This is a genomic window from Mycobacterium florentinum, assembly GCF_010730355.1.
Taxonomy (GTDB): Bacteria; Actinomycetota; Actinomycetes; order Mycobacteriales; family Mycobacteriaceae; genus Mycobacterium; species Mycobacterium florentinum.
Window position 1 is genome coordinate 2755633 of sequence record NZ_AP022576.1, and the last position, 24326, is coordinate 2779958.

Consider the following 24326-nt stretch of genomic DNA (forward strand, 5'->3'; position numbering starts at 1 on the left):
ACTGCTGGGATGAGTTCCACCAAACACCGAGAGGTGGCCAAGCTCGACCGGGTGCCGTTGCCGATCGAAGCAGCCCGGGTCGCGGTCACTGGTTGGCAGGTCACCCGCTCCGCGGCCCGCGTCGTCAGCACGCTGACGAGCAAGGGTCCATGGCAGCAGAAGGTGATCAAGCAGCTGCCCCAGACCTTCGCCGATCTTGGTCCGACATACGTGAAGTTCGGGCAGATCATCGCCTCCAGCCCCGGTGCGTTCGGCGAATCGCTGTCCCGCGAATTCCGTGGCCTGCTCGACCGGGTGCCGCCGGCCGACTCCGGCGAGGTGCACAAGCTGTTCGTCGAGGAGCTCGGCGCCGATCCGTCCGACCTGTTCGCCAAGTGGGACGAGACGCCGTTCGCGTCGGCGTCCATCGCGCAGGTGCACTACGCCACGCTGCACAGCGGCGAGGAAGTCGTCGTCAAGATCCAGCGGCCGGGCATCCGCCGCCGGGTCGCCGCCGACCTGCAGATCCTGAAACGCTTCGCCCAGGCCGTCGAGCTGGCCAAGCTGGGCCGCCGGCTCTCGGCGCAAGACGTGGTCGCCGACTTCTCCGCCAACCTGGCCGAGGAGCTGAACTTCCGTCTCGAGGCGCAGTCGATGGAGGCCTGGGTCTCGCACCTGCACGTGTCACCGCTGGGCCGCAACATCCGGGTGCCGACCGTGCACTGGGACTTCACCAGCGACCGGGTGCTGACGATGGAGCGGGTGCAGGGCATCCGCATCGACGACGTCGCCGCCATTCGCAAGGCCGGGTTCGACGGCGTCGAACTGGTGAAGGCACTGCTGTTCTCGCTTTTCGAGGGCGGGCTGCGGCACGGGCTGTTCCACGGCGACCTGCACGCGGGCAACCTCTACGTCGACGACCAGGGCCGCATCGTGTTCTTCGACTTCGGGATCATGGGCCGCATCGACCCGCGCACCCGCTGGCTGCTGCGCGAGTTGGTGTATGCCCTGCTGGTCACGAAGGACCACGCCGCGGCCGGCAAGATCGTCGTGCTGATGGGGGCCGTCGGCACGGTGAAGCCCGAAGCCCAGGCCGCCAAGGACCTGGAGAAGTTCGCCACCCCGCTGACCATGTCGACGCTGGGCGACATGTCGTACGCCGACATCGGCCGCCAGCTCTCGACGCTGGCCGACGCCTACGACGTCAAGCTGCCGCGCGAGCTGGTGCTGATCGGCAAGCAGTTCCTCTACGTCGAGCGGTACATGAAGCTGCTCGCGCCGAAGTGGCAGATGATGTCCGACCCGCAGCTGACGGGGTACTTCGCCAATTTCATGGTCGAGGTCAGCCGCGAGCATTCTTCGGATGTGGAGGTCTAGGTGGAGATCCGCACCGGCTATGCGAGTTCCGGGCCCGCGTCGAGCGACCTGAAGCTCTACTTCGAGGACATGGGCGATATCGACGACCCGCCCGTGCTGCTGATCATGGGGCTCGGCGCCCAGCTGCTGCTGTGGCGCACCGAGTTCTGCGAGCGGCTGGTCGGCCAGGGCCTGCGCGTGATCCGTTACGACAACCGGGATGTCGGCCTGTCCAGCAAGACCGAGCGGCGCAGCGCCGGCCAGCCACTGGTCACCCGACTGCTCCGCTCCTGGGCGGGCCTGGAGAGCCGGGCCGCATACAAACTCGAAGACATGGCCGACGACGCCGCGGCCGTGCTGGACCACCTGAACATCGAGGCGGCCCACGTCGTCGGGGCATCGATGGGCGGAATGATCGCCCAAGTCTTCGCCGCGCAATTCGCCTATCGGACAAGAACTCTCGGGATCATCTTCTCGAGCAACAACTCGGCGTTCCTACCACCGCCGGCCCCCCGGGCATTGCTGGCACTCGTCAAAGGTCCGCCGCCGGACTCGCCCCGCGACGTGATCCTCGACAACGCGGTCCGGGTGAGCCGGATCATCGGCAGCCCGGGTTATCGCATTCCCGACGAACAGGTTCGCGCCGAGGCCGCCGAGGGATACGACCGAAATTACTACCCGCAAGGCGTCGCCGGGCAATTCAGCGCGATCCTCGGCAGTGGGAGCCTGCGGCACCACGACCGGCGCATCAAGGCGCCGACCGTTGTCATCCACGGTCGGTCCGACAAACTCATGCGACCTTTCGGCGGACGTGCGATCGCGCGGGCAATAAGCGGCGCCCGATTGGTGTTGTTCGAGGGAATGGGACATGATCTGCCACAGCAGCTGTGGGATCCGGTGATCGGTGTTTTGACTGGCAATTTCGCCGAGGCCAGCTGAGCTGAAGTCGAGCAGGCGGCTTCGGCGTTTTCAGTTCGTCACGGCTTCGCGCGGGATGTGACAGCGTTGTAGCGTTGACACTTGGGAGGACGTGATGGTTGCGAATATGAAGCCGTATTACGAAGAGTCGCAGGCTACTTACGACATTTCGGACGACTTCTTCGCGTTGTTCCTGGACCCCAACATGGTCTACACCTGCGCATATTTCAAGAACGACGAGATGACGCTCGAAGAGGCGCAGCTCGCCAAGCTGGATCTGGGACTCGACAAGCTCAACCTCGAGCCGGGGATGACGCTGCTCGACGTCGGCTGCGGTTGGGGCGGAGCGCTGGTCCGCGCGGTCGAGAAGTACGACGTGAACGTCATCGGCATAACGCTGAGCCGAAACCACTACGAGCGCAGCAAATCCCGGCTTGCCGCGACCCCGACAGAGCGCCACGTCGAGGCCCGTCTGCAGGGCTGGGAAGAGTTCGACGGGCACGCCGACCGAATCATCAGCTTCGAGGCGTTCGACGCGTTCAAAAAAGAACGGTGGCCGGCGTTCTGGGACTGGGCCTACAAGGTTCTGCCCAATGACAGCCGGCTGTTGATGCACAGCATATTCACCTATCCCCAGAACCACTGGACAGAGCACGGCATCCCGATCACGATGAATGATCTGCGGTTCTTGCACTTCCTCGGCAAGGAGATCTTCCCCGGCGGCCAGATGTGCGGCGAAGCCGACATCGTCGACCTATCGCGAGCCAGTGGTTTCTCGCTCGAGCAGACCCAGTATCTGCAGCCGCATTACGCGCGGACCCTGGACATGTGGGCGGCCAATCTGGAGGCCAATCGCGAACGCGCCATCGCCATCCAGTCCGAAGAGGTCTACGACCGCTTCATGCGCTATCTGACCGGCTGCGCCGGTCTCTTCCGCAAGGGCATCTCGAACGTCGGACAGTTCACCCTCACCAAGTAGGACCGGTGCCCGCGACACGCCCGACGTGACAGTCGCGTTGAACTGCGAGGTTTCGCCGTTCGTCGAACAGGGCAGATGCGGAGTAATAAAATTTGCCCCACGCGGGCACGGGGGATTTTCAATGCGTTTCGCGGGGAGGGCGCAGCACTCATGACTCAAAAACTGGAGCCACACTTCGAAGACGTTCAGGCGCACTACGACCTGTCCGACGATTTCTATCGCCTGTTCCTGGATCCCAGCCAGACCTACAGCTGCGCGTACTTCGAGCGCGACGACATGACGCTGGAGGAAGCCCAAATCGCCAAGATCGATTTGTCGCTGGGCAAGTTGGGTCTTCGCCCGGGCATGACGCTGCTCGACGTCGGCTGCGGCTGGGGCGCCACCATGCGCCGCGCGGTCGAGAAGTACGACGTAAACGTGATCGGGTTGACGCTGTCCAAGAACCAGGCCGCTCACGTGCAGAAGACGTTCGACGAGATGGACAACCCGCGCAGCAAGCAGGTGCTGCTGGCCGGCTGGGAAGAGTTCAACGAGCCCGTCGATCGCATCGTGTCGATCGGCGCATTCGAGCACTTCGGCCACGATCGCTACGCCGACTTCTTCAAAATGGCCTACCACGTGTTGCCCGGCGACGGCGTGATGCTGCTGCACACGATCACCGATTTCACGAAACAGGAAATCATCGACCTGGGCCTCCCCATCTCCATCGACCTGCTCCGCTTCATCATCTTCATCCAGCGGGAGATTTTCCCGGGCGGACGGTTGCCGAAAATCCCTATGGTGGAAGAACATTCGGACCAAGCCGGTTTCACCGTGACGCGACGCCAATCGCTGCAGCCGCACTACGCCATGACGCTCGACCTGTGGGCCGAGGCACTGCAGGCGCGCAAGGACGAGGCCATCGAGATCCAGTCCGAAGAGGTCTACGAGCGCTACATGAAGTACCTGACCGGCTGCGCCGACAAATTCCGGCAAGGCTACGTCGACGTCAACCAATTCACCCTGGCTAAGTAAGCCGGCAACCTTGACCCCCGGGATCGAATAATCGGTCCCGGGGCGTGCGCGGGGTATCTTTAGGTGCGTTTTCGTCAGGAAGGCAGACGGTCATGGCTCGGAGACTGACACCGCACTTCGCCGACGTGCAGGCGCACTACGACCTGTCCGACGACTTCTTCCGCCTGTTCCTGGATCCCAGCCAGACCTACAGCTGCGCGTACTTCGAACGCGACGACATGACGCTGGAAGAAGCGCAGCTCGCCAAGATCGACCTGGCGCTGGGCAAGCTCGGCCTGCGGCCGGGTATGACGCTGCTCGACGTCGGCTGCGGCTGGGGCGCCACGATGCGCCGCGCGGTCGAGAAGTACGACGTAAACGTCATCGGCCTCACGCTGTCCAAGAACCAGGCCGCCCACGTGCAGAAGACGTTCGACGAACTGGACAGCCCCCGCAGCAAGCAGGTGCTGCTGGCCGGCTGGGAGCAGTTCAACGAGCCCGTCGACCGCATCGTGTCGATCGGCGCATTCGAGCACTTCGGCCACGAACGCTACGACGACTTCTTCGCGATGGCCCACAGCGTGCTGCCGGATGACGGTGTGATGCTGCTGCACACGATCACCGGTCTGAGGCCGGAGCAATGCACCGAACGCGGCATACCGCTGACGTTCGAGATGGCCCGCTTCATCAAGTTCATCGTCACCGAGATCTTCCCGGGCGGGCGGCTGCCGTCCATCGAGAAGGTGGAAGACCACTCGTCCAAGCACGGTTTCCGGTTGACCCGCCGCCAATCGCTGCAGCTGCACTACGCCCGGACCCTCGATCTGTGGGCGGCGGCCCTGGAAGCGCACAAGGACGGGGCCATCGAGATCCAGTCCGAAGAGGTCTACGAGCGCTACATGAAGTACCTGACCGGCTGCGCCAACGCGTTCCGGGTCGGCTATATCGACGTCAACCAGTTCACCCTGGAGAAGTAGCGATCGCGTTCGCACGCTGACCGGCGGCGGATCCGCCGCCGGGAAACCCAGCGGTATCGGACCGCAAATCCGCGAGATGTGCCCGCCCACGTGTAGGGTCCTCGGGATGGCCTACTCGTCGGGGTGCCGGTCCATCGGGGGGACATATGTCTAAAAGTTCAGCGAGAGCCGCACTCGCGCGGTCTAATGCGGCCAATGTTCGGGCCCATTACGACCTGTCGAACGAGTTCTTCGGGCTGTTCACAGATCCGACTCGCACCTACAGCTGCGCGTACTTTCCGCGCGAGGGCATGACCCTGCACGAAGCGCAGCTCGCCAAAATAGACATGACGCTGGACAAACTGGGCCTGGTGCCCGGGATGACCCTGCTCGACCTCGGCTGCGGCTGGGGCTCGGTGATGAAGCGGGCCATCGAGAAGTACGACGTCAACGTCGTCGGGCTGACGCTCTCCAAAAACCAGCACGCCTACTGCCAGCAGGTCCTCGACCAGGTCGACAGCAGCCGGTCACGCCGGGTACTGCTGAGCGACTGGGCGGAGTTCAACGAGCCAGTTGACCGCATGGTCGTCATTGAAGCGTTGGAGCACTTTGGCTTTGAACGCTACGACGACTTCTTCAAGTACGCCTACGAAGCCCTGCCGGCCGACGGCGTAATGCTGCTTCACGTGATCACAGGCCTACATATGAAGGAGGTCATTGCGCGCGGCATGCCTGTGACGATCGGGGCGGCGAAGTTCGTCAGGTTCGTTGTGACCGAGATCTTCCCCGGCGGCCGGCTGCCAATGATCGAAACCGTTGAGGAGCACTCGACGAAGGTGGGGTTCAACGTAGCCCGCGTTCAGTCCCTGCAGTTGGACTTCGCCAAGACCCTTGACTTCTGGGCCGAGGCCCTCGAGGCGCGCAAGGACGAGGCCATCGCGATCCAGTCTGAAGAGGTCTACGAGCGGTACATGAAGTTTTTGACCGGCACCGCCGACACATTTCGGGTCGGCTACATCGACTGCAACCAGTTCACGCTGCAGAAGTAGCTGCCGAGTAACGGGGACGTTTTACGGGTAGACGAGTACGGCGTTGCCGACAACGCCGTGAATGGGGTTGCAGGCCGATGATCTGCTGATCCTGGTCTCTACTCAGGGGGAAAGGTACTGAAGCACATGGTTGAAAAGGCATCCCGTTCCGCGAACATGCGGCCGCATTTCGAGGACATTCAGGCACACTACGATCTCTCGGACGACTTCTTCGGGCTGTTCCAGGATCCGTCTCGCACCTATAGTTCCGCGTATTTCGAACGGGACGACATGACCCTCGAAGAGGCCCAGATCGCCAAGGTCGACCTGAATCTCGACAAGCTGGATCTGAAGCCAGGCATGACGCTGCTTGACATTGGCTGCGGCTGGGGCGCCACCATGAAGCGCGCCGTCGAGAAGTACGACGTCAATGTCATCGGCCTGACACTCAGCAAGAACCAGTACAGCTACTCCTCGAAGCTGTTTGACTCGATCGACACCAACCGCTCCTGCCAGGTGTTGCTGCGCGGCTGGGAAGAGTTCAGCGACCCCGTCGACCGCATTGTGTCCATCGAGGCGATCGAGCACTTCGGTTTCGAGCGCTACAACGACTTCTACAAGAACGCGTACAACATCCTGCCCCACGACGGGCGGATGACGATTCAGAGCAGTACTAGCTACCACCTGCTGGAGGTGGCCAAGCGCAGTAAGAACCCGGGCGAGGGGCTCCGGTTCATCAAGTTCATGATGATCGAGATTTTCCCGGGCGGTCGTATTCCGTCGGCGGAGAAGATGGTGGACCATGGCGAGACGGCGGGCTTCATCGTTCCCGAGTGCCTGTCGCTGCGGCCGCACTACATCAAGACGCTCGGCATCTGGGCCGACACGTTGGAGGCCAACAGGGACAAGGCCATTCTCGTCACGTCCGAAGAGATCTACAACCGCTATATGAAGTATCTGCGCGGTTGCCACCAGTACTTCACGGAGGACTGTCTCGACGTCAACTTGGTGTCCTACCTGAAGCCCGGAGCCGTGAAGTAATTTCCCGCGGTGTCGGATTAGGGCTGCGTCGTTCGTCGGATAGGTAGAGAGTGGAGCAGGAGGCTCCGCTCACTATCGGAGGTGACGAACGTGCAATATTTCGCGCTGTTGATCAGCAAAGAACAAGACCGCCCAACCGATGATCCGGCCGCCACGATGGCAGCCTGGCAGAACTTTCACGCCAAAGCCGGCCCGGCGATCAAATCCGGAGACGCACTGGCCCCGGCTGCCGCTGCGGCGGTCATCACCGGCGGCCCGGACGCGCCGGTGGTCACCGACGGCCCCTTCGCCGAATCCGCCGAGGTGGCCTGCGGCTACTACGTGTTCGAAGCGGAAAACCTGGACGAGGCGCTGGCCCTGGCCCGCGATATCCCGCTCGCCACGTACGGGGCCGTGGAAGTGTGGCCCGCGGTCCACACCCTTGAGCCGTCCCGCCCGCTCACCGGCAACGACTGGCTCGCGCTGCTGCTGGAACCGGCCGCGACCGCACACACGCCCGGCACACCGGAGTGGGACGCCGTGGCGGCCAAGCACGCGGATCTGCACGCGGCCGCGGGCGATCACGTGCTCGGCGGCGCCGCTTTGCACGATCGGTCCACCGCGACCACCGTGCGGATGCGCAACGGTGAAGTCCTGATCACCGATGGGCCGTATGTGGAAGGCGCCGAAATCGCTACGGGCATCTACCTGCTTGGCGCCTCAGATCGCGACGAGGCCGTCAAGATCGCGTCGATGATCCCCGCGTCGACGGTGCAGCTGCGGCAACTGGCTGGACTCTCGGCACTTTAGCCACCTGCAATGACCAACCTGGACGGCGTCTTCCGCCGGGAATGGGGTCCCGCCGTCGCCGCGCTCGCGCGATGGTCCGGCGACCTCACCGTCGCCGAGGACGCCGTCCAGGAGGCCTGCGCCGAGGCGCTGCGCGGTTGGCCCCGCGACGGAATGCCGGACAGCCCCGGCGCCTGGCTGGTTACCGTCGCCCGCAACCGTGCCCGGGATCGGCTGCGCCGCGAATCTGCCCGTCCCGGAAAGGAATTGGCGGCTTTCGTGGACGACATCAGGGCACGTACCGACCACACCGATCCGCATCCGGTTCGCGACGACGAGCTGCGGATGATGTTCACCTGCGCGCATCCGGCGCTGGACCGGCAGTCGCAGTTGGCGCTGACGCTGCGGTTGGTATCCGGGTTGACCGTCGCCGAGATCGCCCGGGCGTTGTTGCAAACCGACACCGCCGTCGGTCAGCGAATCACGCGCGCCAAGAACAAGATTCGTCACGCCAACATCCCACTGCGGGTGCCGCCGGCGCAGCTGTTGGGCGAACGGACGCCCCACGTGCTCGGTTGTATCTACTCGGTGTTCACCGAGGGATATTGGTCGACCGCGGGCCCGTCGGCGATTCGTGACGAACTGTGCGACGAGGGCGTTCGGCTGGCCGGCGAGCTGTGCGCGCTGATGCCGGACGAGCGTGAGACCCACGCCCTGGCCGCCCTGACCCTGCTGCACGACTCGCGGCGGGCAACGCGGATCGACGACGCCGGAATGCTGGTGCCGCTCGAAGACCAGGACCGCCGCAAGTGGGATCGCGGCCGCATCGCGCGCGGGCTGGACCGGTTGCGGCTGGCCGAGGGTTCGACGGGCCCCTACCTGCCCCAGGCGGTGATCGCCGCGGTGCACGCGACGGCACCATCGTGGGAGCAGACCGACTGGATCACCATCTGCACGGCCTACGACCGTCTCCTGGAGTTGACGGGGTCGCCGGTGGCCGGCGCGAACCGCGCGCTGGCGGTGGGCTTCCGCGACGGCCCCGACGCCGGGCTTGTCGCGCTGGACGACGTCGCGCGCGACCCCCGGCTGACCCGCTCGAATCTGGTCGCGACGGTACGGGCCGATCTGCTGCGGCGCGCGGGACGGCCCACCGAGGCGCTGACCTGGTATCGAACGGCGTTACAATCCAACGGTTCTGAGCCGGGCCGCGACTTCTTACGCCGACGTATCGCCGAGTGCGGCGGGTAGGCGCCGCAGCCGGGACTAGGCCTCGGTGAAGTTGCGGGTGATCGACGGGTCGACCGGGATGCCCGGGCCGGTGGTCGTCGACACGGTGATCTTCTTGAGGTACCGCCCCTTGGACGACGACGGCTTGAGCCGCAGCACCTCGTCGATCGCGGCTCCGTAGTTCTCCGCGAGGTTCTTCTCGTCGAACGAGGCCTTACCGATCACGAAGTGCAGGTTGGCCTGCTTGTCGATGCGGAAGTTGATCTTTCCGCCCTTGATGTCGTTGACGGCCTTGGCGATGTCGGGCGTCACGGTACCGGTCTTGGGGTTCGGCATCAGGCCACGCGGGCCGAGGATGCGCGCGATACGGCCGACCTTGGCCATCTGGTCCGGCGTCGCGATCGCGGCGTCGAAGTCCAGGAAGCCGCCCTGGATCTTTTCGATCAGGTCGTCGCTGCCCACCACGTCGGCACCCGCGGCGGTGGCCTCTTCGGCCTTGTCGCCGACGGCGAACACCGCGACCCGGGCGGTCTTACCGGTGCCGTGCGGCAGGTTGACCGTGCCGCGCACCATCTGGTCGGCCTTGCGCGGGTCGACGCCGAGCCGGATCGCCACCTCGACGGTGGAGTCCTGCTTGGTCGAGGCCGTCTCCTTGGCGAGCTTGGCCGCCTCCAGCGGGGAGTACAGGTTGTCGCGATCCACCTTCTCGGCGGCGGCGCGGTATGCCTTGCTGTTCTTGCTCACTTGCTGATCCAATCTGGTGTTGGGTCGTGGTTATTCGGGCCGAAGCTGGCCCTCCCACGGTTGGGGGCTTATTCGACGGTGATGCCCATCGACCGGGCGGTACCGGCGATGATCTTGGCGGCGGCGTCGATGTCGTTGGCGTTGAGATCGGTCTTCTTGGTCTCGGCGATCTCGCGGACCTGATCCCAGGTGACCTTGGCGACCTTGGTCTTGTGCGGCTCGGCCGAACCCTTGCCCACACCGGCGGCCTTGAGCAGCAGCTTGGCGGCAGGCGGCGTCTTGAGCGCGAACGTGAAGCTGCGGTCTTCGTAGACCGTGATCTCCACGGGGATGACATTGCCGCGCTGGTTTTCCGTCGCGGCGTTGTATGCCTTGCAGAACTCCATGATGTTCACACCGTGCTGGCCCAGCGCGGGTCCCACCGGCGGCGCAGGGTTTGCCTGTCCCGCCACGATCTGGAGCTTGATCAGCCCAACGACTTTCTTCTTCGGGGCCATGAGATTTTGACGTTCCTTCCAGGTTTTCTAGATCTTGGAGACTTGGGTAAAGGTGAGTTCGACCGGTGTTTCGCGGCCGAAGATCGACACCAACACCTTGAGCTTCTGCTGTTCGGCGTTGATCTCGTTGATCGTGGCCGGCAGCGTGGCAAAGGGTCCGTCCATGACCGTCACCGATTCGCCGACCTCGTACTCGACGTCGATGACCGGACGTTCCAGGCCGCCCGTCTCGGCGGCGGCAGCGGTGGTGACTGCGCCCTTGGCGGCCTTCTTCGTCGCCGCGGGCGGCAGCAGGAACTTCACCACGTCATCGAGCGCGAGCGCCGACGGACGCGACGTCGCGCCGACGAAACCGGTCACGCCGGGGGTGTTGCGCACCGCGGCCCACGAGTCGTCGGTCAGGTCCATGCGCACCAGGATGTAGCCCGGCAGCACCTTGCGGTTGACCTGCTTGCGCTGGCCGTTCTTGATCTCGGTGACCTCTTCGGTGGGTACTTCCACCTGGAAGATGTAGTCGCCGACGTCCAGGTTCTGCACACGGGTTTCGAGGTTGGCTTTCACCTTGTTCTCGTATCCCGCGTAAGAGTGGATGACGTACCAGTCGCCGGGCCTGCTGCGTAGGTCCGCCTTGAGCGCGGCGGCAGGATCGGCCTCCTCGGCCTCCTCGGCCGACTCCGCGGGTGCGGGGGCTTCCGGAGCCTCTGTGGCCTCCGTGGTCTCAGCCGCCTCGACGACCTCGTCCACGTCGACCGCTTCACCGGCGGACGTGTCACCGTCGAAGGTAGTCACGGTTTTCAGTCCTCTCTATCTTTCTCGAAGCTCAGCCGAACACCAGCAGCACGAGCTTGGTCAGGCCCAAATCAGCAAGGCCTACCAGCGCCACCATGAAGGCGAGGAACACCAGCACCACGGACGTGTAGGTGAGCATCTGCTTGCGGTTCGGCCAGATCACCTTCCGCATCTCCGCAACGACCTGCTTGAGGTAGTTGAAGACGAAAACGAACGGGTTGGCCGTACGGTCCCCGGGCTTCTTCGGCTTCTTGGCCTTCTTGTCGGCCCCGGCCTTCTTGGTTGCCGCGGTCTTCTTGGAGTCCTTAGCGTCCTCGGTCTCGTCCGAGGACTCGACGTCGACGTCCTCGTCGGCATCCGCCACTCGCTGCCGGGACCGCTTGCCGGTCGGGCGTTGCGGACGCGTCGCAGGCTTGGTCACCACGGCCGTGCGACCACCGCTCGTGCTGTCGTCGGTGTCACCGCCGTCGCGTGCGGCGTCGTTGGCAGCAGGGACGTCGAGGCCCTCGTCGCTCACCGCATGCTCCTTTGTTCGCTAGCCATCTCACGATTCGTCCCGGGCTGGCCCGTTAGTGTCCAGCATGGCACGGATCCCATTGTCCGACTCCTCCTCAGGCCGTTGGGGCCCGCATCGTCGTCGGACGTTCGCCGTTTGCAGGGGCGACAGGACTTGAACCTGCAACCTGCGGTTTTGGAGACCGCTGCTCTGCCAGTTGAGCTACGCCCCTTCGCGGTTGGCAGGCCAACCTGCGCTTACCTACCGGGGCCTACATGACACGCGCGCTCTCCGTTCGGTGATCGCCGAACCTACGGACAGCGCGCTGTAATGGGAAAACCCCGAGGTCCGAGTGTACATCGGCACGCGAGTCAGATACTAATTACGCGGTTCTGACGACCTGTCCGGATTCCGGGTCCCATTTGAGCTGGATGGAACCGTCGTCGTTCGATTCTTCCCGGTATTGACCCATCAAGGTGGTGTAGGCCTCCATCACGACGTCTCCGTTGTCGTCGGTGCAGATGTTTTTGGTGACGACGATGTCGGCCCCGAAGCGTTCGTTGACCGACTCGACGTCCATCCGCCCCCACAGCTTGTCGCCCGCCTTGATCGGCCTGTTGAAGACGAATCGCTGTTCAACCTGGACAATCACCAAGCTCTCCATACCCAGGTCGACGTGCCGGAAGAAATCCAGCTGCACGTACTTGGCGAAGATCGTGACGAGGGTCAGCGGCGCGAGGATTGCGTCGTAGCCGAGTTCGGCTGCCGCGGCTTCCTCGTAGAAGGCCGGGTGTTCGTTCTTGATGGACCGGGCGAACTCGCGGACCTGCTCACGGCCCACCACGAAGTAATCCGGATACCGCCAGACCATTCCGCGGATATCGGTTTTGAGCGCCATGGTTTACGCCAACTTGGCCGACGCGATGGCCCGTCCGAAGATCTTCTTTCCACCAGTAGTGGCGCTGATCGCGATGACCACCGACTTGTTCTCCGGATCAACCGACTTGACCCGACCGCTGAAGACCAGCTCGGCGCCCTTGCCGTCGTTGGGCACCGGCACCACGGCCGTGAATCGCACGTTGTACTCGGTGACCGCACCGGGGTCCCCGACCCACGAGGTGACGTAACCGCCGCCGATCCCCATGGTGAGCATGCCGTGCGCGATCGCGGTCTCCAGCCCGACGACCTTGGCGATCTCGTCGTCCCAGTGGATCGGGTTCAAGTCACCGGAAACGCCCGCATAGTTCACCAGATCCTGGCGGGTGAGCGGGTAGGTCTTTTCCGGAAGCTGGTCACCCACCTTCACCGAGCTGAACTCACGCAGTGGCATCAGTAAATCCCTCTTCCCCGTTGTCACCCGCACGGCCCGCCAGGGTCGTGTAGGTCTCCTGGACGATGTCGCCGGCCTCGTCGGTGATCACATTCTTGGTCACGATGATCTGGGTGCCGTGCGAGACACGCATCGAGTCCACGTACACATCACAGTAGATGCGGTCGCCTGCCACCAACGGCTTGAAGTACTTCAGCACCTGGTCAACCTGGACGATTTGCGCGTCGGTCACCGCGATGTTGGCGTACTTGAAGAACGCCGACTGGGCCTGGTAGCCGAACACACAGCAGAACGTCAACGGGGCCAGCAAACCCTTGTAGCCGAGCTCGGCAGCGGCACCCTCGTCGGAGAACCACGCGTCGTCGTTTTGCACGGCCACCGCGTACTCGCGGATCTTCTCCCGCTCCACCTGGTAATAGTCGGGATACCGGTAATGCATCCCGACTAGATCTTTGGTCAACGGCACAGCTTTAAAACCTACCTGGTCAATCTCGTCTAACGGCCTGAGATAGTTAGCGTGTCTCGCGATGTGCCTGGTGCTTGCCGCAGTTCGGGCAGAACTTCTTCAGCTCGAGCCGGTCCGGGTCATTGCGGCGGTTCTTCTTGGTGATGTAGTTGCGGTGTTTGCACACTTCGCAGGCCAAAGTGATCTTCGGCCGCACATCCGTACTGGAAGCCATTTCAGTTCTCTTTCACACGTCACATTGTTGTGTTGTAGCGATGGCCGGACTCGAACCGGCGACCTAACGATTATGAGTCGTTCGCTCTAACCGACTGAGCTACATCGCCTCTGGTACGCGCCGTCCGCCTGTTCGGCGTCCGCCGAGCCCCCTAACGGAATCGAACCGTTGACCTTTTCCTTACCATGGAAACGCTCTACCGACTGAGCTAAGGGGGCCGCAAAACCCGTAGCGGTCAGTCGTGCCTCGGGCCTAAAAGAGGGTACAGCGCGACGAGCGACGGAACCAAACCACGCCGTAGGCGCTCAGCCCCCGCCGCTGTCGCGGTGTGGTTGCCACGCACTGAGGTCGCTGAACTCGTCATAAATGCCCTCTTGGTCGCGATGGGCATCGGCGTCCAGCAGCGTCCGCAGCGCGAGGTGCACGGCCTCGCGCGCGTCGGCCAAGTGGTAGCGACGTATTGCCTCTTGGACCAGATCGTCGTCAATCTCGATCTCGACCTTCTTCAGCATGGAGCAACAATACCCGCGCCGCGCCGCCGGAGCCGTTCGGCGAAAGCGCGGTTGACAGGCCGTGATGCGCCCGAAATGCCCGTTCGGTTGGCCGGGTCATAGTCTGATGCCGTGACAGATTCGTCAGCGGACCGACTGTATTTCCGGCAGCTGCTCTCCGGTCGCGATTTCGCCGCCGGCGACATGATGGCGACGCAAATGCGCAATTTCGCGTATCTGATCGGCGACCGTCAGACCGGCGACTGCGTCGTCGTCGACCCGGCATACGCGGCCGGCGAACTGGTGGACGCGGTCGAAGCCGACGGCATGCATCTGTCCGGCGTGCTGGTCACCCACCATCACCCGGACCATGTGGGCGGCTCGATGATGGGCTTCGAGCTCAACGGACTCGCCGAGCTACTGGAGCGGACCAGTGTGCCGGTGCATGTGAATACCCACGAGGCGCTTTGGGTTTCGCGGGTTACCGGGATCGGCGTCGACGACCTGACCGCCCACGAGCATGGCGACAAGATCAGCATCGGCGACATCGAGATCGAGCTGCTGCACACCCCGGGCCACACGCCGGGCAGCCAGTGCTTCCTGCTCGATGGCCGGCTGGTCGCCGGTGACACGCTCTTCCTGGACGGCTGCGGGCGTACCGACTTTCCCGGCGGGGACTCCGACGAGATGTACCGCAGCCTGCAGCAGCTGGCCGCGCTGCCCGGCGACCCGACCGTCTTTCCGGGGCATTGGTACTCCACCGACCCGAGCGCGTCGCTGGCAGAGGTCAAGCGCTCCAACTATGTGTATCGGGCCACCAACCTCGATCAGTGGCGAATGTTGATGGGCGGCTAATGGATTGAGCGGGGGTTTGGGTCGTTCAATACTGCCCGAATGTGGGTAATCACCCTGATCATTGCGATTCAGCAGCCGGGCCAGCAGGATTTCGGGTTGACACAAGCGGAGGGATGGATTCAATGGGGTGGATCCAGGGCAGCTGGCACGGGGTCACCGATATCGAGTCCAGCACCTGGTTGGCGTGGGCGGCGTGGGCGGCGATCGCGCTCGGCGTGATCGCGCTGGTCTTTACCAACCACCAGATCGGCCGCAACCGCCGGCTGGCCTCCGAACAGACGCGGCCCCACGTGGGCATGCTCATGGAACCGCATGCCGCGGACTGGCATGTGATCGAGTTGGTCGTCCGGAATTTCGGCCGGACGGCCGCTTACGACATTCGGTTTTCCTTTGCGAGTCCACCGACAGTGGCCGAATACGAAAATTCCACCGACGGCTATGCCGAAGTGGTGGAACTGCAACTCCCCCGCGAATTGCCGGTACTCGCGCCCGGGCAGGAGTGGCGGATGGTCTGGGACTCCGCGCTCGACCGCGGCGAAATCGGCGGTGGCATCGAATCTCGCTTCACCGGGAAGGTGCTCTACTACGACCGCCCCGAGAAGCCGCGCGGATGGCGGTTCTGGGAACGCGAGCGCCAGCCGCTGGAGACCAACGTGGTGCTGGACTGGGATGCCTTGCCGCCCGTTCAGCGCATCGAGTTGATGACGACGCACGACCTGGCCAAGCGGGAAAAGCAGAAACTGGAACTGCTACGCAGCCTGCTGACCTACTTCCACTACGCGAGCAAGGAAACGCACGCCGACGTGTTCCGCACCGAGATCGAACGAATCAACAACGCGGTGGCCGAAACTCAGGACCGCTGGCGCGCCCGCCAGCTCGACGCGCCGACGGACGTCGGCCTGCGCTGGGGCAACTCCCAAAACGATCTCGGTAAACACCGCGACGAGCACGTCTGAGGGTCGCACTACGTCCGGCCCCGCGGGGTCATGCAACGTCGATCTGATTCAATCGATCTGCCCGCAGCGAAGGAGTAACGCATGAGCGGTCCGGTTACCTACAGCCTCAAGGACAGCGTCGCGGTCATCCGGATGGACGACGGCAAGGTCAACGCGCTGGGCCCGACCATGCAGGCGGCGATCAACGAGGCGATCGACCAGGCCGACCGCGACAACGTCGGCGCGCTGGTGCTCACCGGCAACGACCGGGTATTCAGCGGCGGATTCGACCTGAAGATCCTGACCTCCGGCGAGGCGCAGCCCGCGATCGACATGCTGCGGGGCGGCTTCGAGTTGTCGTATCGGCTGTTGTCCTACCCGAAGCCGGTAGTGATCGCCTGCACCGGACACGCCATCGCGATGGGATCGTTTCTGTTGGCCTCCGGTGATCACCGAATCGCGGCGCACGCCTACAACATCCGGGCCAACGAGGTGGCGATCGGCATGACGATCCCCTATGCCGCCCTGGAAATCATGAAGCTGCGGCTGACGCGTTCGGCGTATCAGCAAGCCACCGGGCTGGCCAAGACCTTCTTCGGCGAAACCGCGCTTGCCGCAGGCTTTGTCGACGAAATCGTGTTGCCCGAGATGGTGGTCAGCCGCGCCGAGGAAGCCGCGCAAGAATTCGCCGGCCTGCACCAGCACGCACACGCCGCAACGAAATTGCGTGCCCGCGCGGACGCGCTCAAGGCGCTGCGTGCCGGAATCGACGGCATAGAAGCAGAATTCGGCCTATAGGGAGGAGGCGATGCGGCTGCCCGGGCAACCGCCTCCCCTCCTGTCGCCTCCTCCGCTTCGCAGTGTGGCACGACGACGACGGGCCGTCACTTCACCCTTGACCGCAGGTGTCAGACGGCCCAGCGGAAGCGTTTGAGGTACGCCTGCCAGTCCCACGTCAACAAGAACTCCTGCGCCGCCCCGTAGCCCTTCTGATACAGCGCCTCGAGGCGCTCGGTGGCGACGTCGAAGTCGAGGACACCCACATCGGTCGATTCGACCGCGATCGCACGGGCGGCAACCCACGGCTGGTTGAGGTGGGTTTGGTCGTGGCCCGCGAGCATCGTGGTGAGCAGGCTTTCCAGCAACGCCGTCTGCTCGAAAAGGCGCAGCGGTTTCAGCGCGGGCATCACCGCGCTGAAACCCTCGTTGAGCCTCGGTAGGACCGTCACCCCAAATGTGGGCCAGCGCGGTACTTTTCCGTCGAACCGGTCGAAGGTGTCGATCGGAAAATTGGACAGCACACCACCATCGACGAGGGTGGACATCGACCCGCTGAGGCTGCGCAGCTTGACCGGGGGGTAGAAGAACGGGATCGCCATCGACGCGCGCACGGCGTCGGCGACCAGCTGCTCATCGGGGTCCAGCCCGTAGAGCCGCCGGTAGTCCCAGGGCAGTCTCACCAACTGTGCCGCGCTCACGTCGGCGACGGTGACCACCAGCTTGTGGCGCCGCCCGTCGGGCAGCGTGTCCTCGTCGAGCAGCAGATCTCCGAAGTAGGTGACGCCCAGGTTCTTCAGCTCGCTGCGAATCCAGTCATGGGCGGCGTCACCGCGAAACATGCTGGTGTCCCGGACAAGTCCCCACGCGGCACCGAGAATCGGGACGGGTCCCGCGTCGCGCCATTTGCTCAGCGGCGCCGACAGCGCGAGCTCCTTGACCTCTTGGCTGGTCAGCTGGTCACCCTCGGACGCGGCCGCCAGGATCGCACCGACCACCGATCCGGCCGAGACGCCCGACACCCGCGGAAATGCATATCCCGCGTCCATCAAAGCAACGATGGCACCCACCAGGCCGATGAATTTGACGCCCCCGCCGGAGAGAACGAGGTCCGCTGATTTCAGCTGTTGGCGTGCCCCTGCCATTACCCTCCTTGCGCTGAAACCCAGTCGTAGGCAAGGTACTTGCCGTCAAAAGTCACGACGACGCGGTCGCCCGACGGGTGCGGCTTCTTCTGCAGGTCGACGCTGAAGTTGATCGCGCTCATAATGCCGTCGCCGAACTGCTCGTGGATCAGTTCCTTGATGGCGCCACCGTACACCTGAAGTGCTTCGTAGAAGCGGTAAATGGTGGGGTCGGTCGGCACGGCCGTAGGCAGTCCGCCGCGCATCGGCGGCGCCGCCAGCACCGGCACTACCGACTGGTCGAGACCGAGCATCTCGGCCAGCAGCTTGCCCTGCTCCGGCGGGATCGGATGCTGACCCAGCAACGCCGACGTGGTCCACACCACCGGCTGGCCGATGGCGTCGGCCAGCTCCTGCCAGGTGAGGCCGCGCGTCAGGCGCGCAACGACGATCTGTTCGGTGATCTCGTTTCTGTTCATGAATCCAGCATGCTGCACGCGGCCCGAGCGCGCTCGGTCGCCGTGACAAGACGCGTTGCAACAAGACGCCTGCGCCCGAGCGAAAGAGTTTCGTAAACACGGCGATTGCCTCGCGTGGAGATGTACGCTGCCAGGCGTCGGATCTTCAGCCCGGGGATCGAGGTCGCTGTGCGAATCGTTGTCGACCTGAACCGCTGCCTGGGGTATGCGCACTGCGTGCCGCTGGCGCCGGAGGTGCTCAAGCTCAGCGGCGAAGAGGCGCTCAGCTACAACCCCAACCCCGACGACGATCAGCGTCTGCGGGTGCTGCGGGCCGCGGCCGCGTGCCCGGTGCAGGCGATCATCGTCGACAAGCTCGACGGCGAGTAACGGGCCGGCCGTGAATCCGAACGGCTTCAAAGACCGGGGACGCATCGTCATCGTCGGCGCCTCGCTGGCCGGACTGCGCGCCGCTGAAGCGCTGCGCGAAGAGGGTTTTCGGGGCGAGCTGACCATCATCGGCGACGAGCCCGACGAGCCGTACGACCGGCCACCGTTGTCCAAGCAGGTCCTCAAAGGCTGGGTGGCCGCCGATCACACCAAGCTGCCCCGGCTGCGCGCGGTGGACGCGCAGTGGCGGCTCGGCGTTGCCGCGACCGCCCTGGACCGGGCTAATCAGGTGGTGCGCCTCGCCGACGGCAGCGAGGTGCCCGGTGACAGCCTGCTGATCGCCACGGGTGTGCGGTCGCGGCGATGGCCCAACCCGGAAGAGGCCGCACTGTGGGGCGTGTACACGCTGCGCACCAGCACCGACGCCGCGCGGTTGCAGGCCGCGCTGGCGGCCCGCCCGCGCCGGGTGCTGATCGTCGGTTCGGGCTTCATCGGGTCGGAAGCCGCGTCGGTCTGCCGCGAACTCGGTCTGGAGGTCACGGTCACCGAGCGCGGCCCGGGGCCGCTGGCGGGCGCGCTGGGCGGCGTGATCGGCGCGATCGCCGCCGAGATGCAGCGCGAGGCCGGGGTGGATCTGCGGACCGGCGTGTCGGTGCTGGCGCTCGACGGTGACGCCGACGGTCATGTGCGTCGCGCGCGGCTCTCCGATGGCAGCACCCTCGACGTGGACGTGGTGGTGACCTCGTTGGGTTCGATCCGCAACGTCGAGTGGCTCGAGGGCGCCGGGTTGGCGGCCGGGTTCTGGGGCGTGGGGTGCGACGCCGGGTGCCGCGCGTTCGACATCAACGGGGTGGTCACCAACCACATCTTCGTCGCGGGCGACATCGCCCGTTCTCCGCACGTTCTCTACGACTACGAGTTCCTGGCGATGGAACACTGGGACAACGCCGTGCTGGGCGCCCGGGTCGCCGCACACAACATGGTCTGCGCCGAAATCGATCGCTGGGCGCACCTGCTGATCCCGCAATTCTGGTCGGCCCAGTTCGGTGTCAACATCAAATCCGTTGGCGTGCCGTCGTTTGGCGACGAGATCGTCTTCACCCAGGGCTCGGTCAGACAGCGCCGGTTTGCCGCGGCCTACGGGCGCCACGGCCGCATCGTCGGCGCGGTCACCTTCAACCACGCGAAGTGGATCGACCACTACCGCGACCAGATCGCTCGGTCCGGCCCGTTCCCGCCGCATCCGCCGGGATTCGACTTCCCGGAAAACATGCGGGTGATGCCTGCCGACTTTCCGGCGCGCGGCGTGCCCACCGAGAGTCCGGACGTGGTGTTGACGGGGCACGACCCCAGCGAGTGGCGCGCCGAATTCCGCCCTCGGCACCGATGAGTAAGGAACTTTCGATGACGCCCGAGGAAGCCTTCGACGCCGCAATGCGGCACGAAAACCGCGCGAATCCCTATCCGTTCTTCGACGAGTTGCGCAAGACGCCGGTGGTGCGGGTGACCAACGGCATCTACGCGGTCACCGGGCACGAGGAGCTGATTGCGCTGGCTCACGACCCCAGGGTGAGTTCCGACCTGCGCAAGGGGCACGCACCGACGACCCGCGGCCGCCGGGTCGCCGACGAGTCGGTGGTCGAAATGGCCGAGGCATACGGCCAGGAGCCCAGCTTCATCGCGCAGGACCCGCCCGACCACGACCGGGCCCGGCGTCAGTGCATGCGCTTTTTCGGCCCACCGGATGCGCCGGACCTGATTCCCGGCCAGGAGCCGCTGTGTCAGCAGATCGTCAACGGGCTGCTCGACAAGGCGGTGGGCAAGACGCGCATCGACGTGGTCGACGAGTTCGCCTACCCGCTGCCGGTCAACGTGATCTGCCGGATCATGGGCATACCCATCGAAGACGAACCCCAATTTCACGCGTGGATCGCGGACATGGTCAGCGGCATCTTCGACCTCGGCCCCGACATCCAGACCGAGGAGGGCCGGGCCCGTCGCGCCAAGGGCGAGGCCGCTGACGTCGAGCTCAACGAATACATCGTCGGGCTGGTCGAAAAGGCGACGAAATCACCTGGGCCAGGTATGATTTCGCAGTTGGCCCATGACGACGGACCGGACGGACAAATGTCGCCGAGCGCGATCGTCACCAACACCATCCTGCTGTTCGTCGCCGGTCACGACTCGACGGTCAACCTGATCTCGCATTGCGTGCTCACCGTGCTGCGCAACCCCTGGTCGATCGAATTGCTAAGCAGCAAACCGGAATTGATTCCCGGCGCCGTCGAGGAAGTGCTGCGTATGCAGTCGTCGGTGCAGTTCTTTCCGACCCGGTCGGCGCTGGCCGACATCGATATCGCCGGCACCACCATCCCCAAGGGTGCGCCCATCTACCTCATGTACGGCGCGGCCAACCGGGACCCGCGGCGCTTTGCCGACCCCGACACGTTCGACCCCCAGCGCGCCGACAACGAGCACGTCGGCTGGGGTCGCGGCATACACGTCTGCTTCGGTGGCCCGCTGGCCCGCCTCGAAGTCAACACCGCGTTCGAGGCTTTCCTGCGCCGGGTGAAAAACCCACGGCTGGTTGAGGATCCGCCGCCCTACCGCATCAGCCAGGTGTTCCGAGGCCCACGGCATCTGCTGGTCGACTACGACGAGATCCGGCCCTGAGCCGGCGTGTGATCAGCCCGGTTTGGTCGCGGTGACCAAGCGCGTCGCGAACCAGGGGCCGCCGTACCACATGCGCCAGCCGAGGTTGCGCCGTCGCACGTTGTGCCAGCCCAGTTGACGCAGATGAGCGGCGTGGCGGTTGGTTTCCCACAGGTCGGCGATCGCGAGTTGAGCACCCGGGCGCAGCACCCGAATCGCCTCGTCCAGCGCCTTGCGCCGGCCCTCGTGGCTTCCGATGTTGTGGATGGCCAGACTGCTGACGACGGCATCGACGCTCTCGTCGGCCAGCGGTAGCGCGGTCATGTCGGCGGTCCGCACCTCGACGCGCTCGGCGACGCTTTCCAGGTCCGCGTTGGACAACGTTGACTGCTGCGAATTTTGGGTCTGGTCGGCGCGCCACAGGTCGACGCCTATCGCACGGCCCCTGGGCACCCGCTTGGCCGCGGCGAGCAACACCGCACCGCGCCCGCAGCCGAGATCCAGCACGGTTTCGTCGCCGCGCAGCGCCAGCTCGTCGAGGATCCGGTCCCACACCACGAACTTGCCGCGCCTGGTTGCGTAGATGTACGAGGCGGTCGTCGCAAGCACATCGACCGCCGAGACCGCGCCGAGCACCGCCGCCAACCGGTTACCGCGGGCCAGCGCGACACCGGCGCCCGCGAACAGAACGGCGGAGATGCCGACCACGCCCACAACCTGCCCCCGGGGCGAGACGGTGTGAAACGACCCGTCGTATCCGTATTCGCCTCTGTGCTCGCGCGTCAGGCTCGTGTCCGCCACCGTGCCCGCTCCTACCAGCGTCCGCGGTGGACGACTTCGTCGAACGGGCGCCGGTCCGGCTTGCGGATCGGGGTCAGCGGGCGATCGGCCGGATACCCGACACCGAGCATGAAGGCCACCAGGTAGTCGTCCGGGACACCCAGGACGGCGCGCGCCTTCTCCTGATCCCCCACCGACGAATGGCCGGTGCCGATGCCCAGGTCGGTCGCCGCGATCATCATCGCCATCGTCGCCTGACCGACGTCGTAGTTGTCGGTCACCAGCCGGCGCTCGTCCGGTGGAACCGGCACCACCAACACGATCGCGGCCGGGGCCGATGCGATATGACCGGCGCCGCCCCAGACCGTGGACAGCTCCTGCAGCTGAGCCGGGTCGGTGACGATGACAAAGTCCCACGGCTGACGGTTTTTTGCCGACGGTGCCCGCCAGCCGGCCTCGGCGATCCGATTCAGGTCGTCATCCGCCACCGGTCGCGGCTGATACTGCCGAACATTGCGCCGAGCGCAGATCGCGTCCCAGGTTTCCATCTCGTTCCTCTCGTCTGCGCGCGTCCGCGCCGCGAATGCCGGTGTGCTCTGCCCTTTCTCAGGCTAGCCACACCGGATTCGTCAGGGCGACCATCGCGCCGAGCCGGCCCCGTCGCCCGTCGCGCACCTCGAGTCGGGCAAATCGCGCGGACGCGGCGCCGAGCTCCCATTGCAGCCTGCTGCCCGCCGAGGCTACCGGCGCGCGTCCCGCGCAGCCCGCGGCAGTGATCAGGGCGGCGGTGGTCCCGGGGGCCCCACTGACGACCGCGGTGACCGTCACCGTGGTGCCGGGCGCCGCCCGCAGCTGCTGGCCGGGGCCGGCCACGTCGCCGCTCGGGCAGGACGCGGTCAGCTCACAGGCGACATCGCGTGATCCCACGATGTACGAGCGGCCGCGCCGCAGCCCGTCGACGATCGCGGGCACCGACAGTTCGGCCGCGTGCACGGCCGTCTGCGGCGCGCCGACCACCTGGCGCCGGGCGTGGGAGTCGCTGCCGCCGACCGCGACGATACGCCGGCCCTGCCGCAATAGCCGTTGCCAAATACGAAGGGACACTTCATCATCGACGTTCCACTTGCCGTTCCACACCTCGAGCGAGTCCACGTCGGTGAAACCGAACTCCCACGCCGAGCCGGGTAGGGGCGCGGCGGGATGGGCGGCGACCACCAATCCCCCGGCTTGACGAACCTCGGCGGCGAAGCGCCCGAAGACCCCGTCACTCGGCCCGTAGCGCCAATCGACCCAGCCGTGCGGCGGCAGGCCGACGGCGAGCCAGTGCCCGTGCCGGGTGGTGACCTCGACACCGGGAATCACCAGCAGCGATCCGGTGCGACAGGTGGGCCATACCCGGTTGGCGGAGTTGGTGTTGTGCTCGGTGGAGACGATGAAGTCGAGCCCGCCGGCGTGCGCGGCCGACACCAGTTCACCGGGATCGCGCTCGCCGTCGGAGTGCTCGGTATGCAAATGCAGGTCACCGCGGTACCAGCGCGCACCCCCGACCGAGGCGGGCGTGAACGCCACCGGCGAGTCCTGCATCACCGGCGACTCGGCGGGTGGCTCATAGTCCAGCGTGACCCGTACCTGCCAGGACATCCCCCACGGGCTGAGGACCACCGGACCCAGCGCGACCGCCCATACGCCCGGCTCGATGGGGCCGGCCAGGTAGCCGGGCGTGGCGTAGGTGCGCGAGATCATGAAGCCGTCGCGGGCCCCGCCGGACCAGCCCCGAAATCCCGCCGCATTGCCCAGATCGTGCCCAGCCGCCCCAAATATCCCTAAATCCAACACATTTCGTGCCAGGCCGCCCATACCCGAGTCATAAGAGGCGGCCACCCGAATTTGTTGCACACCCGGCGGTACTTCGAACGGCAGGTAGGCCCACCGGTAGATACCAAAACCGAACCGTCCCGAAAACGCTATTTCGATTGCCGTGCCTGCGATGATGGCATCGGGCGCGACCCTGGCAATGCTCATGGCCTTCTCCCTGTCGGCGTGTTGCCACTCCGACGACGGTGTCGGGTACGCCCACAGCATT

29 protein-coding genes and 3 tRNA genes are annotated in these 24326 nt (G+C 65.1%); 15 read left to right on the forward strand and 17 right to left on the reverse strand.

The features are described from left to right. The first annotated feature begins 9 nt into the window (after positions 1–9). The 9 genes from G6N55_RS12925 to G6N55_RS12965 all read left to right on the forward strand — a co-directional run bounded on the left by G6N55_RS12925 (position 10) and on the right by G6N55_RS12965 (position 9266). A complete protein-coding gene (locus G6N55_RS12925; protein WP_179968145.1) occupies positions 10–1356 on the forward strand; it encodes an ABC1 kinase family protein in 1347 nt (448 codons plus the stop codon). Next, positions 1357–2274, forward strand: coding sequence for an alpha/beta hydrolase (locus G6N55_RS12930; RefSeq protein WP_085222903.1), 918 nt, complete (start codon positions 1357–1359; stop codon positions 2272–2274). It begins immediately after the preceding gene. A 94-nt stretch (positions 2275–2368) separates the two neighbouring features. Next, positions 2369–3232, forward strand: a complete 864-nt coding sequence (locus G6N55_RS12935) for a cyclopropane mycolic acid synthase family methyltransferase (protein ID WP_085222902.1) — start codon at positions 2369–2371, stop codon at positions 3230–3232. Positions 3233–3382: 150 nt separating this feature from the next. Then, complete coding sequence (locus G6N55_RS12940) at positions 3383–4246, forward strand: cyclopropane mycolic acid synthase family methyltransferase (RefSeq protein ID WP_085222901.1); 864 nt, start codon at positions 3383–3385, stop codon at positions 4244–4246. A gap of 92 nt (positions 4247–4338) precedes the next feature. Beyond that, on the forward strand, positions 4339–5202 hold the full coding sequence (locus G6N55_RS12945) for a cyclopropane mycolic acid synthase family methyltransferase (protein WP_085222900.1): 864 nt from the start codon (positions 4339–4341) through the stop codon (positions 5200–5202). Positions 5203–5348: 146 nt separating this feature from the next. Beyond that, positions 5349–6230 (forward strand): cyclopropane mycolic acid synthase family methyltransferase, encoded by an 882-nt coding sequence (locus G6N55_RS12950; protein WP_085222899.1) that lies wholly within the window; start codon positions 5349–5351, stop codon positions 6228–6230. 126 nt (positions 6231–6356) lie between these two features. Beyond that, positions 6357–7250, forward strand: a complete 894-nt coding sequence (locus G6N55_RS12955; protein ID WP_085222898.1) for a cyclopropane mycolic acid synthase family methyltransferase — start codon at positions 6357–6359, stop codon at positions 7248–7250. A gap of 90 nt (positions 7251–7340) precedes the next feature. Next, entirely contained in the window at positions 7341–8039 is a 699-nt protein-coding gene (locus G6N55_RS12960; RefSeq protein WP_085223047.1) for a YciI family protein, read from the forward strand. A 9-nt stretch (positions 8040–8048) separates the two neighbouring features. After that, positions 8049–9266 carry an RNA polymerase sigma factor gene (locus G6N55_RS12965; RefSeq protein WP_085222897.1) on the forward strand — a complete coding sequence of 406 codons (1218 nt, stop codon included), beginning with the start codon at positions 8049–8051 and terminating at the stop codon, positions 9264–9266. A 15-nt stretch (positions 9267–9281) separates the two neighbouring features. Here G6N55_RS12965 and rplA read toward each other — a convergent pair whose 3' ends face one another. The 12 genes from rplA to G6N55_RS13025 all read right to left on the reverse strand — a co-directional run bounded on the left by rplA (position 9282) and on the right by G6N55_RS13025 (position 14293). Continuing rightward, complete coding sequence (gene rplA, locus G6N55_RS12970; RefSeq protein WP_085223046.1) at positions 9282–9989, reverse strand: 50S ribosomal protein L1; 708 nt, start codon at positions 9987–9989, stop codon at positions 9282–9284. Positions 9990–10057: 68 nt separating this feature from the next. Further along, a complete protein-coding gene (gene rplK / locus G6N55_RS12975; RefSeq protein WP_036466645.1) occupies positions 10058–10486 on the reverse strand; it encodes a 50S ribosomal protein L11 in 429 nt (142 codons plus the stop codon). Between the two features lie 27 nt (positions 10487–10513). Continuing rightward, positions 10514–11275: a transcription termination/antitermination protein NusG gene (gene nusG, locus G6N55_RS12980; RefSeq protein ID WP_085222896.1), complete on the reverse strand. Its 762-nt coding sequence runs from the start codon at positions 11273–11275 to the stop codon at positions 10514–10516. Between the two features lie 31 nt (positions 11276–11306). Next, on the reverse strand, positions 11307–11792 hold the full coding sequence (secE, locus tag G6N55_RS12985; protein WP_085222895.1) for a preprotein translocase subunit SecE: 486 nt from the start codon (positions 11790–11792) through the stop codon (positions 11307–11309). 138 nt (positions 11793–11930) lie between these two features. Next, a tRNA-Trp gene (locus G6N55_RS12990) sits at positions 11931–12003 on the reverse strand. A gap of 150 nt (positions 12004–12153) precedes the next feature. Continuing rightward, complete coding sequence (gene hadC / locus G6N55_RS12995; RefSeq protein ID WP_085222894.1) at positions 12154–12669, reverse strand: (3R)-hydroxyacyl-ACP dehydratase subunit HadC; 516 nt, start codon at positions 12667–12669, stop codon at positions 12154–12156. Between the two features lie 3 nt (positions 12670–12672). Then, positions 12673–13101, reverse strand: coding sequence for a (3R)-hydroxyacyl-ACP dehydratase subunit HadB (gene hadB / locus G6N55_RS13000; protein ID WP_085222893.1), 429 nt, complete (start codon positions 13099–13101; stop codon positions 12673–12675). After that, positions 13088–13540 carry a (3R)-hydroxyacyl-ACP dehydratase subunit HadA gene (gene hadA / locus G6N55_RS13005; RefSeq protein ID WP_276072418.1) on the reverse strand — a complete coding sequence of 151 codons (453 nt, stop codon included), beginning with the start codon at positions 13538–13540 and terminating at the stop codon, positions 13088–13090. Before hadA ends, hadB begins: the two co-directional genes overlap by 14 nt. A 73-nt stretch (positions 13541–13613) precedes the next feature. After that, a complete protein-coding gene (rpmG, locus tag G6N55_RS13010) occupies positions 13614–13781 on the reverse strand; it encodes a 50S ribosomal protein L33 (RefSeq protein WP_003898538.1) in 168 nt (55 codons plus the stop codon). Between the two features lie 35 nt (positions 13782–13816). After that, a tRNA-Met gene (locus G6N55_RS13015) sits at positions 13817–13890 on the reverse strand. Between the two features lie 36 nt (positions 13891–13926). Next, positions 13927–13999, reverse strand: a tRNA-Thr gene (locus G6N55_RS13020). Positions 14000–14086: 87 nt separating this feature from the next. Then, positions 14087–14293 (reverse strand): type II toxin-antitoxin system VapB family antitoxin, encoded by a 207-nt coding sequence (locus G6N55_RS13025; RefSeq protein ID WP_085222891.1) that lies wholly within the window; start codon positions 14291–14293, stop codon positions 14087–14089. Positions 14294–14404: 111 nt separating this feature from the next. Between G6N55_RS13025 and G6N55_RS13030 the strand changes: the two genes are divergently transcribed. The 3 genes from G6N55_RS13030 (at position 14405) to G6N55_RS13040 (ending at position 16860) form a co-directional block, all read left to right on the forward strand. Then, the gene (locus G6N55_RS13030; protein ID WP_085222890.1) at positions 14405–15127 is read left to right on the forward strand and encodes an MBL fold metallo-hydrolase; all 723 of its coding nucleotides are present in this window, start codon (positions 14405–14407) and stop codon (positions 15125–15127) included. A 113-nt stretch (positions 15128–15240) separates the two neighbouring features. Next, entirely contained in the window at positions 15241–16083 is an 843-nt protein-coding gene (locus tag G6N55_RS13035; RefSeq protein ID WP_179968146.1) for a hypothetical protein, read from the forward strand. An 81-nt stretch (positions 16084–16164) separates the two neighbouring features. After that, positions 16165–16860, forward strand: a complete 696-nt coding sequence (locus G6N55_RS13040) for a crotonase/enoyl-CoA hydratase family protein (RefSeq protein ID WP_085222888.1) — start codon at positions 16165–16167, stop codon at positions 16858–16860. Between the two features lie 110 nt (positions 16861–16970). Here G6N55_RS13040 and G6N55_RS13045 read toward each other — a convergent pair whose 3' ends face one another. Further along, positions 16971–17984: a patatin-like phospholipase family protein gene (locus G6N55_RS13045; RefSeq protein WP_085222887.1), complete on the reverse strand. Its 1014-nt coding sequence runs from the start codon at positions 17982–17984 to the stop codon at positions 16971–16973. Beyond that, positions 17984–18442, reverse strand: coding sequence for a cyanase (gene cynS / locus G6N55_RS13050; protein WP_085222886.1), 459 nt, complete (start codon positions 18440–18442; stop codon positions 17984–17986). The genes G6N55_RS13045 and cynS overlap by 1 nt, the downstream gene beginning before the upstream one ends. A gap of 168 nt (positions 18443–18610) precedes the next feature. Between cynS and G6N55_RS29560 the strand changes: the two genes are divergently transcribed. The 3 genes from G6N55_RS29560 to G6N55_RS13065 are packed head-to-tail and all read left to right on the forward strand — an operon-like array spanning position 18611 to position 21484. Next, positions 18611–18811 carry a ferredoxin gene (locus tag G6N55_RS29560; protein WP_085223045.1) on the forward strand — a complete coding sequence of 67 codons (201 nt, stop codon included), beginning with the start codon at positions 18611–18613 and terminating at the stop codon, positions 18809–18811. Between the two features lie 10 nt (positions 18812–18821). Next, positions 18822–20201, forward strand: coding sequence for an NAD(P)/FAD-dependent oxidoreductase (locus G6N55_RS13060; protein ID WP_085222885.1), 1380 nt, complete (start codon positions 18822–18824; stop codon positions 20199–20201). Between the two features lie 14 nt (positions 20202–20215). Then, a complete protein-coding gene (locus G6N55_RS13065) occupies positions 20216–21484 on the forward strand; it encodes a cytochrome P450 (RefSeq protein WP_085223044.1) in 1269 nt (422 codons plus the stop codon). A 12-nt stretch (positions 21485–21496) separates the two neighbouring features. Here G6N55_RS13065 and G6N55_RS13070 read toward each other — a convergent pair whose 3' ends face one another. From G6N55_RS13070 to G6N55_RS13080, 3 genes are read right to left on the reverse strand one after another with little or no spacing between them, the layout of a single operon-like run. Then, the gene (locus tag G6N55_RS13070) at positions 21497–22264 is read right to left on the reverse strand and encodes a class I SAM-dependent methyltransferase (protein WP_232078993.1); all 768 of its coding nucleotides are present in this window, start codon (positions 22262–22264) and stop codon (positions 21497–21499) included. A gap of 11 nt (positions 22265–22275) precedes the next feature. Continuing rightward, positions 22276–22791, reverse strand: coding sequence for a nitroreductase family protein (locus G6N55_RS13075; RefSeq protein ID WP_085222884.1), 516 nt, complete (start codon positions 22789–22791; stop codon positions 22276–22278). 58 nt (positions 22792–22849) lie between these two features. After that, the gene (locus G6N55_RS13080) at positions 22850–24265 is read right to left on the reverse strand and encodes a CehA/McbA family metallohydrolase (RefSeq protein WP_139826879.1); all 1416 of its coding nucleotides are present in this window, start codon (positions 24263–24265) and stop codon (positions 22850–22852) included. Positions 24266–24326: the final 61 nt, after the last annotated feature.

Bases quoted from the DNA above. Each gene is read 5' to 3' on its own strand.
- G6N55_RS12950 (WP_085222899.1), top strand. From the start codon at position 5,349: ATGTCTAAAAGTTCAGCGAGAGCCGCACTCGCGCGGTCTAATGCGGCC.
- G6N55_RS13040 (WP_085222888.1), top strand. From the start codon at position 16,165: ATGAGCGGTCCGGTTACCTACAGCCTCAAGGACAGCGTCGCGGTCATC.
- cynS (WP_085222886.1), bottom strand. From the start codon at position 18,442: ATGAACAGAAACGAGATCACCGAACAGATCGTCGTTGCGCGCCTGACG.
- G6N55_RS12925 (WP_179968145.1), top strand. From the start codon at position 10: ATGAGTTCCACCAAACACCGAGAGGTGGCCAAGCTCGACCGGGTGCCG.
- rpmG (WP_003898538.1), bottom strand. From the start codon at position 13,781: ATGGCTTCCAGTACGGATGTGCGGCCGAAGATCACTTTGGCCTGCGAA.
- G6N55_RS13045 (WP_085222887.1), bottom strand. From the start codon at position 17,984: ATGGCAGGGGCACGCCAACAGCTGAAATCAGCGGACCTCGTTCTCTCC.
- G6N55_RS13075 (WP_085222884.1), bottom strand. From the start codon at position 22,791: ATGGAAACCTGGGACGCGATCTGCGCTCGGCGCAATGTTCGGCAGTAT.
- hadC (WP_085222894.1), bottom strand. From the start codon at position 12,669: ATGGCGCTCAAAACCGATATCCGCGGAATGGTCTGGCGGTATCCGGAT.
- hadA (WP_276072418.1), bottom strand. From the start codon at position 13,540: ATGCATTACCGGTATCCCGACTATTACCAGGTGGAGCGGGAGAAGATC.
- G6N55_RS13065 (WP_085223044.1), top strand. From the start codon at position 20,216: ATGACGCCCGAGGAAGCCTTCGACGCCGCAATGCGGCACGAAAACCGC.
- G6N55_RS13080 (WP_139826879.1), bottom strand. From the start codon at position 24,265: ATGAGCATTGCCAGGGTCGCGCCCGATGCCATCATCGCAGGCACGGCA.
- G6N55_RS12940 (WP_085222901.1), top strand. From the start codon at position 3,383: ATGACTCAAAAACTGGAGCCACACTTCGAAGACGTTCAGGCGCACTAC.
- G6N55_RS12965 (WP_085222897.1), top strand. From the start codon at position 8,049: ATGACCAACCTGGACGGCGTCTTCCGCCGGGAATGGGGTCCCGCCGTC.
- G6N55_RS12955 (WP_085222898.1), top strand. From the start codon at position 6,357: ATGGTTGAAAAGGCATCCCGTTCCGCGAACATGCGGCCGCATTTCGAG.
- hadB (WP_085222893.1), bottom strand. From the start codon at position 13,101: ATGCCACTGCGTGAGTTCAGCTCGGTGAAGGTGGGTGACCAGCTTCCG.
- rplK (WP_036466645.1), bottom strand. From the start codon at position 10,486: ATGGCCCCGAAGAAGAAAGTCGTTGGGCTGATCAAGCTCCAGATCGTG.
- G6N55_RS13025 (WP_085222891.1), bottom strand. From the start codon at position 14,293: ATGCTGAAGAAGGTCGAGATCGAGATTGACGACGATCTGGTCCAAGAG.
- G6N55_RS12935 (WP_085222902.1), top strand. From the start codon at position 2,369: ATGGTTGCGAATATGAAGCCGTATTACGAAGAGTCGCAGGCTACTTAC.
- G6N55_RS13035 (WP_179968146.1), top strand. From the start codon at position 15,241: ATGGATTCAATGGGGTGGATCCAGGGCAGCTGGCACGGGGTCACCGAT.
- G6N55_RS12945 (WP_085222900.1), top strand. From the start codon at position 4,339: ATGGCTCGGAGACTGACACCGCACTTCGCCGACGTGCAGGCGCACTAC.